This is a genomic window from Streptomyces sp. NPDC020489, from assembly GCF_044386545.1.
GTDB lineage: Bacteria > Actinomycetota > Actinomycetes > Streptomycetales > Streptomycetaceae > Streptomyces.
Map to the genome: position 1 here is coordinate 143,271 of NZ_JBIRUZ010000010.1, position 14,970 is coordinate 158,240.

Genomic DNA, 14,970 nt, shown 5'->3' on the forward strand with positions numbered 1-14,970 from the left:
TGACCATGAGCCATCCCGTTGACAGTGTCGTCAGCGCTGTCCGTACGTACATCGAGCAGCACCGCACCGCCTTCCTCGACGACCTCGCGGAATGGCTGCGCATCCCCTCCGTGTCGGCCCAGCCCGACCACGCGCCCGATGTACGCCGCAGCGCCGACTGGCTCGCCGCCGCACTCCGGGAGACCGGCTTCACGACCGCCGAGGTCTGGGAGACACCGGGCGCCCCCGCCGTCTTCGCCGAATGGCCCGCCCAGGACCCCGGGGCCCCGACCGTCCTCGTCTACGGCCACCACGACGTGCAGCCCGCCGCCCGGGAGGACGGCTGGGACAGCGAGCCCTTCGAGCCGGTCGTGCGGGGCAACCGCCTCTACGCGCGCGGGGCCGCCGACGACAAGGGCCAGGTGTTCTTCCACACACTCGGTGTCCGCGCCCACCTCGCCGCCACCGGCCGTACCGCCCCCGCGGTCCACCTCAAGCTGCTGATCGAGGGTGAGGAGGAGTCCGGCTCCCCGCACTTCCGCGCCCTCGTCGAGGAGCGCGCGCAGCGGCTCGCCGCCGACGCGGTGATCGTCTCCGACACCGGCATGTGGGCCGAGGACACCCCGACCGTCTGCACCGGCATGCGTGGCCTCGCCGAGTGCGAGATCCGGCTCCACGGCCCCGACCAGGACATCCACTCCGGCTCCTTCGGCGGCGCCGTCCCCAACCCGGCGACCGCGGTGGCCCGCCTGGTCGCCGCCCTGCACGACGAGCACGCACGCGTGGCCGTCCCCGGCTTCTACGACGGCATCGTCGAACTCACCGACCGCGAGCGCGAACTCTTCGCCGAGCTGCCCTTCGACGAGCAGCGGTGGCTGCGCACGGCCGCGTCGCACGCCACCCAGGGCGAGGCCGGGCACACCACCCTGGAGCGCGTCTGGGCCCGCCCCACCGCCGAGGTCAACGGCATCGGCGGCGGCTACCAGGGCCCCGGCAGCAAGACGATCATCCCGGCCTCCGCGATGGTGAAGCTGTCCTTCCGGCTGGTCGCCGGACAGGACCCCGACCACGTGGAGAAGGCCGTCCGCGCCTGGGTGGCCGATCAGGTGCCCGCCGGCATCCGCTGCGAGATCACGTTCGGTGCGGCCACGCGCCCGTGTCTGACCCCGCTGGACCACCCGGCCCTCCAGTCCGTCGTCCGCGCCATGGGCCGCGCCTTCGACCAGCCCGTCCGTTTCACCCGCGAGGGCGGCTCGGGTCCGGCGGCCGACCTCCAGGAGGTGCTGGGCGCCCCGGTGCTCTTCCTCGGCATCTCGGTCCCCTCCGACGGTTGGCACGCGCCGAACGAAAAGGTCGAGCTCGACCTGCTCCTCAAGGGCGTCGAGGCCACCGCCTACCTGTGGGAAGACCTCGCGGAGCACTGGTCCCATGCGCCCTGACCACCCCGCGTCCCGTCACATGTCCCGCCGAAACAATCCGTTCCACCGGGGGAGTTGGAAGCACCCGTGACCACCTGGACCGACCACACCGCCGACCGACCCATCTCGCTCACCGCCGCCAGCGGCATCGACCGGGCCGCCCACCACCGGCTCGACGAGGCCTGGCTCGCGGCGGCCTGGAGCCACCCCACGACGCGCTGCTTCGTGGTCTCCGGCGGTCAGGTCCTCATCGACGAGACGGCCGACGGCCGGACCGAACTCGTCATGACACCGTCCTTCGAGGCCCCGCTCACCGAGGCACACCGCTACTTCCTCGGCATCGACGAGGACGGCGTGCGCTACTTCGCCCTCCAGAAGGACACGCTGCCCGGCCGCATCGACCAGTCGGCGCGCCCGGCGGGCCTGCGCGAGGCCGGACTGCTGCTGTCACCGCGCGACGCGGGCCTGATGGTGCACGCGGTCGGCCTGGAGAACTGGCAGCGCACCCACCGCTTCTGCTCCCGCTGCGGCGAGCGCACCGTCATCGCCGCCGCGGGCCACATCCGCCGCTGCCAGGCCTGCGGCGCCGAGCACTACCCGCGCACCGACCCGGCCGTGATCATGGCCGTCACCGACGAGGACGACCGCATCCTGCTCGGCCGCCAGGTCCACTGGCCCGAGGGCCGCTTCTCGACGCTCGCCGGGTTCGTCGAGCCCGGGGAGTCCATCGAGCAGGCGGTGCGCCGCGAGGTCTTCGAGGAGGCCGGCGTCACCATTGGCCCGGTCGAGTACGTCGCCAGCCAGCCCTGGCCGTTCCCGTCCAGCCTCATGCTCGGCTTCCTGGCCCGCGCCACCACCACCGAGATCAACGTCGACGGCGACGAGATCAGCGAGGCCCGCTGGTTCTCCCGCGACGAACTGGGCGCCGCCTTCGACTCCGGCGAGGTCCTTCCGCCGTACGGCATCTCGATCGCGGCCCGCCTGATCGAGCTCTGGTACGGCAAGCCGCTGCCGACGCGCAGCGTGTAGCTCTGGTACCGCAAGCCCGCTGCCGACGCGCAGCTTGTAGCTCCGGTACGGGCAAGCCGCTGCCGACGCGCAGCGTGTGACGACACGCGGGCGGGGCCGCCGCCCCACCGGGAGCGGCCCCTGTCGCGTCGTACGGCACGTCAGTCCAGGTACGGCACGTCAGTCCAGCAGCGCGGCGGTGAACGTCTCGCGGTGGGCGGTCAGCCAGGTCTGAAGGCGGTCCCAGCGTTCCCAGCCGCCGCGGTCGGCCAGCGCCTGGAGGTAGACGGGATCGCCATCGGCCACGCGGCGGGAGACGAACGTCCGGCAGACCTCCGTGGCCTGCTCGATCACGCCGGGCAGTTCGGCACGCTCGCCCGGCGAGAGACCGTAGCTGTCGGCGAGGACGCGCAGCCGCGCGGAGGCGTCCAGTCCGCCGGGGTGCAGGGCGGCCGCGGAGGTCGGATCGAGCATCGGTACCCAGTAGCGCGAGGCCATGGCGACGTCCCAGAGAGGGCGGCCCGGAGCAGCCATGTCGAAGTCGATCAGGGCGGCGGCCCGACCGTCGCGGAAGACGACGTTCTCCGGGCACACGTCGTTGTGGCACAGCATCGTCCCTCCCTCCGGGTCGGCGAGGTCCTGGGGCCACTCGACGTCCGTGTCGACAGCGATTGCCGCGCCGGCCGCGTGCAGGCGGCGCAGCAGGATTCCCACCGACTCCAGAGCGGTGGTCGTCAACACCCAGGGCGCGAACGGTGGCAGAGGCACGTCGCCCGGGATGAAGGTCAGCTGCTCGCGGCCGTCAGCGGTCAGCCCCACGGGAGTCGGAGCCGCGTCGAAGCCGTGCTCCTGCAGGGCGAGGAGGTGGGCGTGCAGGGCGTGTGCGTGACGCGGTGCCGGACGCTCCACCCACGCACCCCGGCGGCGGACCGCGCCCGCGTTCGCCATGCCTCCGACCAGCGTCTCGCCGTCCGTCTCGTCCTCGGTCGTCATGTCGATCACGCTATCGCCGAGCCGCCCAGCACCGGCCGGGTACACAAAAAACCCCCGATCCGGCGCCAGGCCGGTCGGGGGTCTCGGGCCTCATCTGTCCATGGGCCTCATGTGCTCATGTGCTCATGGGCCTCGTCCGGCTCAGACGCCGAGCGCCTGCTTCACCTGGGCAAGGCTCGGGTTCGTCATCACGACCTCGGCGCCACCGGTGGAGGGAACCACCTGGACGGTCGGGACCGTCTGGTTGCCGCCGTTCGCCTTCTCGACGAACGCCGCGGACGCCGGGTCCTGCTCGATGTTGATCTCGGTGTACGCGATGCCCTCGCGGTCCAGCTGCTTCTTCAGCCGCTGGCAGTAACCGCACCACGTGGTGCTGTACATCGTCACAGTGCCCTGCATGTCTCGCGCGCTCCTCGGTTGGCTCGGGGAAGAGGTCGTCCAGGGGGAGAACGCCTGCCGCCCGGGCGCCATTCCCGGCCCGCTCCGCCCTGGCGGGTGACGCCTGCCGCATTAGTACGACCGCGAGCCCCCACCTGTGGACAACCGGCACAGCCGTCTCCGCCGACCTGGCAGCATGGCGGTGTGACAGCAGCAACGCACTCCTCGCTCTTCCCGCAGGTCCCCGACTCGGCCGACGCGGTGCTCGAAGGGCTCGACCCCGAGCAGCGCGAGGTCGCCACGGCCCTGCACGGCCCGGTGTGCGTGCTGGCCGGCGCCGGGACGGGCAAGACGCGGGCGATCACCCACCGGATCGCCTACGGAGTGCGCGCCGGCATCCTCCAGCCCTCCAGCGTGCTGGCCGTCACCTTCACCAACCGTGCCGCCGGAGAGATGCGCGGCCGGCTCCGCCAGCTCGGTGCCGCCGGGGTCCAGGCCCGCACCTTCCACTCGGCCGCCCTGCGCCAGCTCCAGTACTTCTGGCCGAAGGCGGTCGGCGGCTCCATGCCCCGGCTCGTCGACCGCAAGATCCAGCTGGTCGCCGACGCGGCCGCCGCCTGCCGCATCCGTCTCGACCGGGGTGAGCTGCGGGACGTCACCGCCGAGATCGAGTGGTCCAAGGTCACCCAGACCGTCCCCGCCGACTACGCCCCCGCCGCCGCCAAGGCGGGCCGCGTCGCCCCCCGCAATCCCGGTGAGATCGCCCAGCTCTACGCCGCCTACGAGGACCTCAAGCGCGAGCGCGCAGTGATCGACTTCGAGGACGTCCTGCTGCTGACGGTGGCGGTCCTCCAGGACCGGCACGACATCGCCGACCAGGTCCGCGCCCAGTACCAGCACTTCGTCGTCGACGAGTACCAGGACGTCAGCCCGCTCCAGCAGCGCCTGCTGGAGTTGTGGCTCGGCGACCGGGACAGCCTCTGCGTGGTCGGCGACGCCAGCCAGACGATCTACTCGTTCACGGGCGCAACCCCCGACCACCTGCTCGACTTCCGTACCCGCCACCCCGGTGCCACCGTCGTCAAGCTGGTCCGCGACTACCGCTCCACCCCGCAGGTCGTCCGTCTCGCCAACGGCCTGCTCGCCCAGGCCAGCGGCCGCGCCGCCGACCACCGCCTGGAACTGGTCTCCCAGCGCGCCCCTGGGCCCGAGCCGGTCTACACCGAGTACACCGACGAACCCGCCGAGGCCGAAGGCGCCGCCCGGCGCATCCGCGAGCTGATGGCCGCCGGCGTCCCCGCCGCCGAGATCGCCGTCCTGTTCCGTACGAACGCCCAGTCCGAGACCTACGAGCAGGCCCTCGCCGACGCGGGCGTCCCCTATCAGCTGCGGGGCGCGGAGAGGTTCTTCGACCGCCCTGAGGTGCGCAGAGCCATCGTCAGCCTGCGCGGCGCGGCCCGCTTCGGCGGCAACGACTCGCGACTGGACGACGCCCCCGACCTGCCCTCCCAGGTGCGTGCCGTGCTCTCCGGCGAGGGCTGGACCTCCGAGCCCCCGGCGGGCTCCGGCGCGGTCCGGGAGCGCTGGGAGTCGCTGGCCGCCCTGGTGAACCTGGCGCAGGACTTCGCCGCCGCCAGGACCGGCGCCACGCTCGCCGACCTCGTCGCGGAACTGGACGAGCGGGCCGGCGCCCAGCACGCCCCGACCGTCCAGGGCGTCACCCTCGCCTCCCTGCACTCGGCGAAGGGCCTGGAGTGGGACGTCGTGTTCCTGGTCGGGGTCGCCGAGGGCATGATGCCGATCACCTACGCAAAGACCGACGAGCAGATCGAGGAGGAACGCCGCCTCCTCTATGTCGGTGTCACCCGCGCCCGCGAGCACCTGCATGTCTCCTGGGCGCTCTCCCGCGCGCCGGGCGGACGCCCCACCCGGCGCCCCAGCCGCTTCCTCGACGGCCTGCGACCCGGTTCGACCGGCACGGCCAGCCGCGGCGCCGCAGTCGGCTCCCCGGGCGTGGAGCACGGCTTCAGCAGCGGCGCGGCGGGGGCCCGGCCGCGCCGCACCCAGCGCACCCCGGCCCGCTGCCGGGTCTGCGGCCGCACCCTCACCGACGCCGGTGAGATGAAGCTGATGCGGTGCGAGGACTGTCCGTCGACCATGGACGAGGGCCTCTACGAGCGGTTGCGCGAGTGGCGGGCGGAGCAGGCGCGGCGCAGCGGACAGCCCGCGTTCTGCGTCTTCACCGACAAGACACTGATGGCGATCGCGGAGGCCGTCCCCGACGACGAGGGGGAGCTGGCGCGGATCTCCGGCGTCGGCGTCCGCAAGTTCAACCGGTACGGAGCCGATGTGCTGGCGATCTGCGCAGGCCAGGACCCCGGGGCGGAAGAAGATGAGAACTGATCCGAACTCGTCGAGAAAATAGTTTGCGCATGCCCCAGCGATCCCCATAGGTTCTTAGCCACGGGAACGGAAGCCTTCTCGAAGGCCCTATTCCCATGCTCTACTTACATACCCGTAGGACTGGTCCGACCAGTCCCCCGAGACGCCGAGAGGAGGCGAGACCAGTGACCAGGATCAACACCGGCTCCATCGTGAAAATGACCGATCGCTCGGTCGTCGCTTCCCTGTGCATGCTCGTCGTCTCGAACCAGGGCACCGGTCTGTCCGGCATTCGTGCCGCCCAGTCCGCGTCCTCCGTGTCTCTCGCGGGTCTTCCCGTTCGTGAGCGCAATGAGCGACCGACCAAGGCACTGGAAGCAGTAGAGGGACAGGCGCACGCCTATGCCTTTACGGCGGCCGGTGCCGCAAGCCGGAAGCAGACGACGCAGCACCACCTGATGTGGGCCTTCCGTGGGCCAGAACCCTGGAGTGATCCAGCCTGATCGTCGATCAGGCCGGCGCCTTCAGGGCCGCGGAACCCCATCCGGGATCCGCGGCCCTTCTGTTTGTCCCCGAACGGGGATGACGGAGCCGAAGGGGCCTCGGGACAAGAAAAGACCCGGTACCAAGCCGACCACCGGTCCAACAGGGCCGGACCGACCAGACGAGGAAGACCAACCGTGCAACTCGAAGCGCACGCCCCGTCCGTACCGCCTTCCGAAACGATCCCCCCGCCCGGCCTCACGGAGGACTCCGCCTTGACCCCGCTCAGCCCCCTCACCGCGCTCACCGCGCTCGACGACGCCATCGAGAACCTCGGCGTGCCCGTCCCCTGCCGTTCCTACGACCCGGAGGTCTTCTTCGCCGAGTCGCCGGCCGACGTCGAGTACGCCAAGTCCCTCTGCCGCACCTGCCCGCTGATGGAGGCCTGCCTCGCCGGCGCGAAGGAGCGGCGTGAGCCCTGGGGCGTCTGGGGTGGGGAGCTGTTCGTCCAGGGTGTCGTCGTCGCCCGGAAGCGGCCGCGTGGCCGCCCGCGCAAGAACCCGGTCACAGCATGAACACCGCAGGAACGATCGACCGCCCCTTCACGCACGACCCCAAGAAGCAGGCCCCGATGAAGCCGTCCACCACCGAGCCCGCAGGCTCCGCGATTCCAGACTTCACGATCACCGGCGCGAGCGACTTGCGCCAGAACAGGACCCGAGAGATGCAACTCCAACCAGAAGCCCTGGCTCGTGCGCATATGCACGAGCGACTGCATGAGGCGCAGCGGGAGCGCCGGGCCATCAGCCTGGCCGCCGCGCGCCGGATGCAGCGCCGGGCCGAGCGCGCCTCGATGCGCGCGCGTCGTGCGCTGGCCCTCGCGGTCATGCAGTAGCCGACACCACCTGAAGCGATGCCCTCCCGGCAGCCGGGAGGGCGAAAGCTCCCCGCGGGGGCCGGTCCGTCCGAACGGACCGGCCCCCGCGGTGCGTTGTGCCCGGCGATCCAGCGGCCGCGGCGATATCGTCGCCGCGTGACGAGTCCTTCCGGCGGCAGTGACGACGGCTGCTCCACCCCCGAGCCCCGGACCCTCGCATGTGCCCGGTGCGGCACCACGGCCGACGGGCCCCGGCCCACCTGGACCTGCTCCATGGAGCACGGCGTCCGTCAGTACCTCTGCGACACCTGCTCCAGGGAGAACCTCAGGGCGATCGAGGGACGCCTGGACCCGGCCTGGTGGTAGCCCGGTCCACCGAGGCGCACGGCGCACCGGGGCTCGACCTGGTCGCGGCCCCGGTCCGCCGAGAACTCACGCCTCGGCCGCTGCCTCCTCCTCCGGCTCCTGCGCCACGAACCCCGGCAGCCACTCCTCCAGTTCCTCACGCAGCCGGACCGTCGCGCCCAGCTGGCACAGGACGCCGATGGTGCTGAGCGTCACCCGGTGGATCAGGAGGTAGGCCGGGGGCAGGTTGAGCTGCTTGCCCAGTTGGTAGGCGGGGGAGCGGATGTCGCCGATGCGGGCCGCCTGGCTGCGCATCCAGCCGCGGGTGAAGGTGAACTCGTCGAGCAGGGCCGGTTCGATGATCGGCGTCAGGTAGTCGAGGACGGCCTCGGGGTCCAGCTCTATGGACTCCTTGACGAAGCCCTCCAGACACAGCAGTTCGTAGACGGCCTCGGCCTCGCCGTCCAGCGTCATCCGCAGGGACTCGCCGATGGGGGTCGGCAGGCCGCCCGGGAGGCGGTCGACCGTGCCGAAGTCCAGGACGCCCAGACGCCAGTCGTCCTCGCCGGCCGGGCCGCCAGGCAGCAGGCGGAAGTTGCCGGGGTGCGGGTCGGCGTGGAGCAGGCCGGTGCGGGTCGGGCCGGAGAAGAGGAAGCGGGCCAGCAGCTGGCCGGCGCGGTCACGCTGCTCGGGGGTGCCGTCCGCGATGATCTCCGACAGGGGGACGCCGTCCATCCACTCGGTGATCAGGATCTGGTCGCACTGGTGGACCACCGCGGGCACCACGACGTCCGGGTCGCCTTCGAACTCCTCGGCGTGGACCTGCTGGGCCTGTGCCTCCAGGCCGTAGTCCAGCTCCTCGGAGACCCGGTCCTTGAGTTCCGTGATGAGCGGTTTGATGTCCATCCCGGGGATGAGCGGGCCCAACAGTCGGGCGAAACGGCTCAATTGGTTCAGGTCGGACAGCAGGGCCTCGCCGGCCCCGGGGTACTGCACCTTCACCGCCACCTCGCGCCCGTCGGCCCACACGGCGTGGTGCACCTGACCGATCGAGGCCGCGGCAGAGGGCTTGTCCTCGAACTCCAGGAACAGCCCCTGCCAGTTCTCCCCGAGCCGCTCCGCCAGCACCTTGTGCACGGTGCGCGTCGGCATCGGCGGCGCCGCCTCCTGGAGCTTCGTCAGCGCGGCGCGGTAGGGGCCGGCGACCTCCTCGGGCAGGGCCGACTCGAAGACGGACAGGGCCTGGCCGAACTTCATCGCCCCGCCCTTGAGCTCGCCGAGCACCTTGAACAACTGCTCCGCCGTGCGCTGTTGCAGCTCACGGCCGACGATCTCCGCGGACTCCCCGACGATTCTCTTGCCGAGCCCCCACGTGGCCCGGCCGGCGAAGCCGAGCGGGAGCGCGGCGAGCTTGGCGGTCCGGGTGACCGCCTTTCGGGGAAGATCAGACATGCGCCCTCCAGGTCCCTGCCGGCCGTGCCGTATCCGCAGTGCGGCGCAACTCCTTCGACGGCCCTTGCCCCGCCATTGTCTCGTGTGACTCCCCTTCGGTGGCGGTGTGTTCCTCCTTACCTTTCTCCGCGGCCCCGCAGGGGCATGCGGGATGGGCCCACACCGGCCGCGCGTGCCAGTTCAGGGCGGGCAGGGAGACCTCCCAGCGGGCGCCGGCGCTCGACGGTGTCCGGCCGTCCAGGAAGGAGAGGGCATGCGCCGCCGCCAGTCCCGCCACCGTGGTGGCCAGTGCCAGGTCGCACGGGCGCACGTGCCGCGAGCGCCCCGAGCCCGAGCGCCACTGCGCGACCAGCCGGGGCCAGACCGGGTCCCGGTCGGTGCGCCCCTCGTGCAGACAGCCCGCGCAGCCCGTCACTCCGGGCAGGACCAGCGGACCGACGACTCCGGTCGCCTCCACGACACCGGCGTACAGATGGGGCGTACCGGACTCGACGAGGAGGTCGGCGGTCGGCGGGGCGTGCACCGCCACGTCGTCCCTCGGGGCGAGGATCACCAGCGAGTAGCCGGGCTCACCGTCCACGGAGGGTGACCGGCGCGGGGCGCGGTCCGGCGCGGATCGGCGTACCGCGCGCCGCGCCGCCTCGTCCCGGCGCTCGCCGATCGCCTCGGCGGGCAGCCCGTTCGGGGCCACGTCCCACGGCTCCACCTCGCCGACGTCCCGCACGTCGACCTCGCCGACCCCGGCGCCGGACAGCAGCGCGGCCAGCACCGCGCCCACCCGGCCGGCACCCCTGACCTGCACGCGCAGCGCGCGCCGGCCGGCCAGCAGTCCCATCGCCTCGCCCGGTTCGGACGTCGTCAGCGACAGCGAGGCCAGGTCCGGGCGGAGCCGGTCGAGGACTCGCTTCTTCCTGCGCAGGGCGTCACCGGCCGGGCCGCCCCCGCGCGCGTCGTCGAGCAGCCCGGACCGCGCCAGCCCCTCCAGGAGCCGGTCGACATGACCGTCGGGCAGATCCATGCGCCGCCCCTCCTCGCGCAGCAGCCCCGGACCGCGGGTGCCGTTGAGCAGGTCGAGAAAGCTGCCCGTCGCCGTGTCCATCGGACCCAGCGTCATCGCGTGCGCCGGGGTCATCCCGAACTGGACGGTGTTGAGGTCGCGCCAGCCGCGCCGCAGAGCGGGCTTGACCAGCGGAACCAGTGGGATCGCCGTGACCGGCGGATCTTGTGAAGACTGCATGACAGGCCCCCGTAGCCGTGATGGAGCGGCCGTGCCGAAGCACACCGTGATGGAACAGTCGTGACGGAACACCGTGCCGAAGCACACCGTGATGGATCGGCCGTGAGGGAACGCCCCGTCCGCCGCCGGAAGACCGTTCGGCGGTCGGCCGTGGTGTCCGACGGCGGATGCCAGCATGCCTGGCCCCGCCGTTCGGTGCCGAAAGTTGTCCACAGGCGGTGGGTATTCGTCGTACAAATCAAACGCATGGTGGGGGATCCGGACCGAACCGTCCCGGAGTCGGGACTTCCACCGTGCACAGCGGGTAACGTCGGGGCGTGTCCGCCGACCCACTTCACCGCGCCGGAACACCACAGCGACGCACGTCGAGCCAGCCGCCCAGCGGCTCGGGTGCGAGCGCGATCGAGGTGCGCAGGAGCGCCCGCCGACGCAGGACGGTCTCCGCGTACCGCGAGGGCGACCGCACCGTCGTGCTGATCCCTGCCCGGATGTCCGAGGCGGAGGAGCAACGCTGGGTGAGCGTCATGCTCGACAAGCTGGCCGCCCAGGAGAGCAAGAGGGTGCTCGGTGACGCGGAGCTGTCCGAGCGCGCCGAGCGGCTGTCGGCCCAGTACTTCGACGGACGCGCCCGGCCCAGCTCGGTGCGCTGGGTCACCAACCAGAACACCCGGTGGGGGTCGTGCACCCCGGCCGAGGGCAGCATCCGGCTCTCGCACCGGCTCCAGGGCATGCCCGAGTACGTCGTCGACTACGTCCTCGTCCACGAGCTCGCCCATCTGCTCGTCCCCGGACACGGGCCGCGTTTCTGGCGGCTGCTGGAGGCATACCCGCGCACCGAGCGGGCCCGGGGCTACCTCGAGGGCGTGGTGGCCGCCGACCGCCTGCCCCATCTGCCGGGCGCGCGCGGAGACTGACCCGCGCGGAGGGTCCCCGAGGACTCACCCGGGGCCCGCGCCCCCCACCTGCACCCCGCGCGATGCCAATCCGCGCCCCGCGCCCGCGCGATGCCGATCCGCGCCCGCGCCCCACACGGAGCGTGACCACCGCAGCCCCCGCCCCGCGCGGAGCCCCATCGGCTCGGTCCCCTCGCTCCCCCCACCCCTCCCGCCAGCGGAGTTGTGTACCGGGTCTGTACCGACTTCCTCCGTTGTCCGAGTTTGCCGTTAGCCTGGCGCGACGCACTCGCATTTGGATGGGGGACGGTCGTTACGCATGGCCAGGGAATTCCAACGCGGCCACAAGGCCAAGGTCAGTGACCTCACCGCGGGCACCGATCTGTACGTAGGCGTGCAGATCACCGGCCCCGGACTGAGCTTCGACATCAGCTGCTTCGGTCTCGACGCCGACGAACGGCTCTCGGACGACCGGTACTTCATCTTCTTCAACCAGCCGAAGTCCCCCGAGGAGTCCATCCAGCTCCTGGGCGCCCAGGCGGGTGACACGGAGTCCTTCCGCGTCACCCTCGACCGGATCCCGGCGCAGATCCAGAAGCTGTCCTTCACCGCGACGATCGACGGCGCCGGGCAGATGTCCCAGGTCGCCCCGGGGTACCTCCGGATCGTGGCCGGCGGCGAGGAGGTGGCCCGCTACTCCTTCAACGGCTCGGAGTTCACCACCGAGCGTGCCGTGATGCTGGGCGACTTCTACCTGAAGGACGTCTGGCGGTTCGCCGCGGTCGGGCAGGGCTTCGACGGCGGCCTCGAGGCGCTGCTGAAGAACTTCGGTGGCGAGGTCGCCGAGGAGGAGGCGCCCGCGGCACCGCAGCAGCCGCAGGCCGGCGCCTCCCCGGGCTTCGCCCCGCCCGCCCAGAGCGCCGCGCCCCCCTCGTTCGGCGCCCCGCCGGCGCCCGCGCCGGCCCCGCAGCCCGCCGCACAGGGCTTCGCGCCCCCGCCCGGAGCGACCCCGCCCCCGGCCCCCGCGCCGAACGTGCACTCCCAGCCGACCATCGTCGCGCCCATGACCCCGCCCGGCGGTGCCCCGGTACCGCCCCCGGCCCCGGCCGCGCCCTACGGTCAGCCGACCCCGCCTCCGGGCTACGGCCAGCAGCCCCCTTACGGCCAGGCCCCCGGTCAGCAGGCTCCGCTGCCCCCCGGCTACGGCGCCCAGCCCCAGGCCCCGCACGCACCCCACGCCCCCGCCCCGCCGCCCGGCTACGGTCAGCCGACCCCGCCCCCGGGCTACGGCCAGCAGCCCCCGTACGGCCAGGCCCCGGGTCAGCAGGCCCCCGGTCAGCAGGCTCCGTACGGCGCGCCCCAGGGCATGCCGCACGGCGCGCCCCAGGCCGCCGGTGTCGCGGGCGCCCTCGCGCAGTTCAAGGAGACCCCCACCGGTCAGCGCTGGACGCAGCAGAACAAGAAGCTCGTCCGTGTCGACCTCGGCATCGGGGGGCAGCCCGTGCTGGCCCGGCAGGGCAGCATGGTGCTCTACCAGGGCAAGGTCGACTTCAGCTACAAGGGCGCCGGGTTCGCCGGCCGGGTCGTCGGCAACGCGACCGGCCAGGAGATGCAGCTGATGCGCTGCACCGGCCAGGGCCAGGTCTTCCTCGCCGAGAACTCCACGATGCTGCACCCGATCGAACTCCAGGGCGACGGCATCTGTGTCTCCGCCGAGAACGTCCTCGCCTTCGACGAGGGCCTCCAGTACGAGGTCCGCCGTATCGAGGGCCACGGCATCCCCGGCGGGGCGCTGTTCACGATGATGTTCCAGGGCACCGGCACGATCGTCCTCAAGACGCACGGCACGCCCGTGGTGCTGCCGGTCACGCCCACGACGTTCGCCGACGCCAACGCCGTGGTCGCCTGGTCCTCCGCCGCGCAGGTGGTCGTCTCCAGCCAGGTGCGGATGCGCCGCAACGCCTACCCCGGCGACACCGGCGAGAGCGTGAACCTCCAGTTCCGCGCGGCGCCCGGCAACTTCATCGTCGTCCAGCCGTACGAGATCTGAGGGAGTCCGTCATGAACCAGCCACTCGCGGGCTTCGCTCCCGCACCCGTCACCGCCCGCATGGAGAACCACGGCAACCACATGGCGAAGATCGCCATGCAGACCGGGAACGACCTCTTCGCGCGCGTGGGCTCGATGGTCGCCTACGAGGGCTTCGTCCAGTACGAGCCCAACCCGCCGGCCGTGCGCCAGATCGCCAAGGACTGGATGACCGGCGAGGGCGCGCCCCTGATGAAGTGCTCCGGCGACGGACTGCTCTACCTCGCCGACTACGGCGCCAACGTGGTCGTCATCAACCTCAACGGCGACGGCATCTCCGTCAACGCCACCAACCTGCTCGCCTTCGACGCGCACCTCACCTGGGGCGTCGAGCGGGTCAAGGGCCTGGCCAAGTTCGCCGGACAGGGGCTGTGGAACACCAAGATCTCCGGGCAGGGCTGGGTCGCGCTGACCTCCCGGGGCAAGCCGATCGTCGTCGACTGCGGCGGCGGCGAGGACGAGACGTACGTCGACCCCGACGCGCTCGTCGCCTGGTCGCCCAACCTCAAGGTCAAGGGCAAGCGCAGCTTCAAGGCGCAGTCGCTCATCGGCCGGGGCAGCGGTGAGGCCTACCAGATGGCCTTCTCCGGCCAGGGCATCGTCGTCGTCCAGCCCAGCGAGGACAGCACCGACCGCCTCCGGGTCCGGGGCTGAGGGGGAGCCAGAACGTCATGCAGAGTCCGCTTTTCGCCTACAACGACCAGCAGACCCAGGAGCCCTGGGCACTGCAGAACAAGCAGATGCTCCGCGTCACCCTGGAGGGCCACGACGACATCCTCGCCCGCAAGGGCACGATGGTCGCCTACCAGGGTCTGATGGAGTTCGACGCCGAGTACCAGAGCAACCAGCAGGGACGCGCGCGTGCGCGGACCGGCGAGGGCCTGGACCTCATGCGCTGCCACGGGCAGGGCACGGTCTACCTCGCCAACCTCAAGCAGCACGTCCACCTGGTCGACGTGGAGCAGGACGGCCTGACCGTCGACAGCTCCTACGTCCTCGCCATGGACTCCTCGCTGCACCACGAGGTCATCGCCGTCGACAGCCTCTACGGCATCTCCGGCTCGGGGAAGTACCAGCTCAACATCACCGGTCGCGGCAAGGTCGCCCTCATGACCTCCGGCGCGCCGCTGATGATGCAGGTGACACCCGACAAGTACGTCAACTGCGACGCCGACGCGATCGTCGCCTGGTCGACCTCGCTGCGCGTCCAGATGCAGGCCCAGACCCACTCCTCCGGAGTGTTCCGGCGCCGGGGCAACACCGGTGAGGGCTGGGAACTCAGCTTCATGGGCAGCGGCTACGCCATCGTCCAGCCCAGCGAGCTGATGCCTCCGCAGAACGCCCAGATCGGCTCCGGCCTCGCCGCGCAGTACGGCATGGGGCAGCAGGGGGCCCGGGGCCAGAACCAGGGCAACGCCTGGAGCTAGCCGCACCCAG

15 protein-coding genes are annotated in these 14,970 nt (G+C 71.9%); 11 read left to right on the forward strand and 4 right to left on the reverse strand.

What is annotated here, in order from left to right:
• The first annotated feature begins 5 nt into the window (after positions 1-5).
• Both ACH41F_RS26415 and nudC read left to right on the forward strand, forming a co-directional pair.
• Positions 6-1,418 carry a dipeptidase gene (locus ACH41F_RS26415; protein WP_391232977.1) on the forward strand — a complete coding sequence of 471 codons (1,413 nt, stop codon included), beginning with the start codon at positions 6-8 and terminating at the stop codon, positions 1,416-1,418.
• A gap of 66 nt (positions 1,419-1,484) precedes the next feature.
• Entirely contained in the window at positions 1,485-2,426 is a 942-nt protein-coding gene (gene nudC / locus ACH41F_RS26420) for an NAD(+) diphosphatase (RefSeq protein ID WP_391232976.1), read from the forward strand.
• A 159-nt stretch (positions 2,427-2,585) separates the two neighbouring features.
• Here the strand turns inward: nudC and ACH41F_RS26425 are convergent, their stop codons facing one another.
• Positions 2,586-3,398, reverse strand: coding sequence for a phosphotransferase (locus tag ACH41F_RS26425; RefSeq protein ID WP_398837791.1), 813 nt, complete (start codon positions 3,396-3,398; stop codon positions 2,586-2,588).
• A gap of 141 nt (positions 3,399-3,539) precedes the next feature.
• Positions 3,540-3,797, reverse strand: a complete 258-nt coding sequence (locus ACH41F_RS26430) for a mycoredoxin (protein ID WP_391232974.1) — start codon at positions 3,795-3,797, stop codon at positions 3,540-3,542.
• A gap of 183 nt (positions 3,798-3,980) precedes the next feature.
• Here ACH41F_RS26430 and ACH41F_RS26435 point away from each other — a divergent pair, with 183 nt between their 5' ends.
• The 5 genes from ACH41F_RS26435 (at position 3,981) to ACH41F_RS26455 (ending at position 7,884) form a co-directional block, all read left to right on the forward strand.
• Positions 3,981-6,179, forward strand: a complete 2,199-nt coding sequence (locus ACH41F_RS26435; RefSeq protein ID WP_398837793.1) for an ATP-dependent DNA helicase UvrD2 — start codon at positions 3,981-3,983, stop codon at positions 6,177-6,179.
• A gap of 197 nt (positions 6,180-6,376) precedes the next feature.
• Entirely contained in the window at positions 6,377-6,661 is a 285-nt protein-coding gene (locus tag ACH41F_RS26440) for a hypothetical protein (protein WP_398837910.1), read from the forward strand.
• 177 nt (positions 6,662-6,838) lie between these two features.
• Positions 6,839-7,216, forward strand: coding sequence for a WhiB family transcriptional regulator (locus ACH41F_RS26445; RefSeq protein ID WP_391232972.1), 378 nt, complete (start codon positions 6,839-6,841; stop codon positions 7,214-7,216).
• Positions 7,213-7,536, forward strand: coding sequence for a hypothetical protein (locus tag ACH41F_RS26450; protein WP_391232970.1), 324 nt, complete (start codon positions 7,213-7,215; stop codon positions 7,534-7,536). The genes ACH41F_RS26445 and ACH41F_RS26450 overlap by 4 nt, the downstream gene beginning before the upstream one ends.
• 138 nt (positions 7,537-7,674) lie before the next feature.
• On the forward strand, positions 7,675-7,884 hold the full coding sequence (locus tag ACH41F_RS26455; RefSeq protein WP_391232968.1) for a hypothetical protein: 210 nt from the start codon (positions 7,675-7,677) through the stop codon (positions 7,882-7,884).
• Between the two features lie 66 nt (positions 7,885-7,950).
• Here ACH41F_RS26455 and ACH41F_RS26460 read toward each other — a convergent pair whose 3' ends face one another.
• Both ACH41F_RS26460 and ACH41F_RS26465 read right to left on the reverse strand, forming a co-directional pair.
• Positions 7,951-9,315: an ABC1 kinase family protein gene (locus tag ACH41F_RS26460; protein ID WP_398837795.1), complete on the reverse strand. Its 1,365-nt coding sequence runs from the start codon at positions 9,313-9,315 to the stop codon at positions 7,951-7,953.
• Positions 9,308-10,513: a TOMM precursor leader peptide-binding protein gene (locus ACH41F_RS26465; RefSeq protein ID WP_398837911.1), complete on the reverse strand. Its 1,206-nt coding sequence runs from the start codon at positions 10,511-10,513 to the stop codon at positions 9,308-9,310. The genes ACH41F_RS26460 and ACH41F_RS26465 overlap by 8 nt, the downstream gene beginning before the upstream one ends.
• Positions 10,514-10,869: 356 nt before the next feature.
• Between ACH41F_RS26465 and ACH41F_RS26470 the strand changes: the two genes are divergently transcribed.
• The 4 genes from ACH41F_RS26470 (at position 10,870) to ACH41F_RS26485 (ending at position 14,960) form a co-directional block, all read left to right on the forward strand.
• Positions 10,870-11,466, forward strand: a complete 597-nt coding sequence (locus ACH41F_RS26470) for a SprT-like domain-containing protein (RefSeq protein ID WP_391232965.1) — start codon at positions 10,870-10,872, stop codon at positions 11,464-11,466.
• Between the two features lie 298 nt (positions 11,467-11,764).
• Positions 11,765-13,495: a TerD family protein gene (locus tag ACH41F_RS26475; RefSeq protein ID WP_391232964.1), complete on the forward strand. Its 1,731-nt coding sequence runs from the start codon at positions 11,765-11,767 to the stop codon at positions 13,493-13,495.
• Positions 13,496-13,506: 11 nt separating this feature from the next.
• Complete coding sequence (locus tag ACH41F_RS26480) at positions 13,507-14,187, forward strand: AIM24 family protein (RefSeq protein WP_171141547.1); 681 nt, start codon at positions 13,507-13,509, stop codon at positions 14,185-14,187.
• 17 nt (positions 14,188-14,204) lie between these two features.
• Positions 14,205-14,960 (forward strand): AIM24 family protein, encoded by a 756-nt coding sequence (locus tag ACH41F_RS26485; protein WP_398837797.1) that lies wholly within the window; start codon positions 14,205-14,207, stop codon positions 14,958-14,960.
• Positions 14,961-14,970 lie beyond the last annotated feature (10 nt).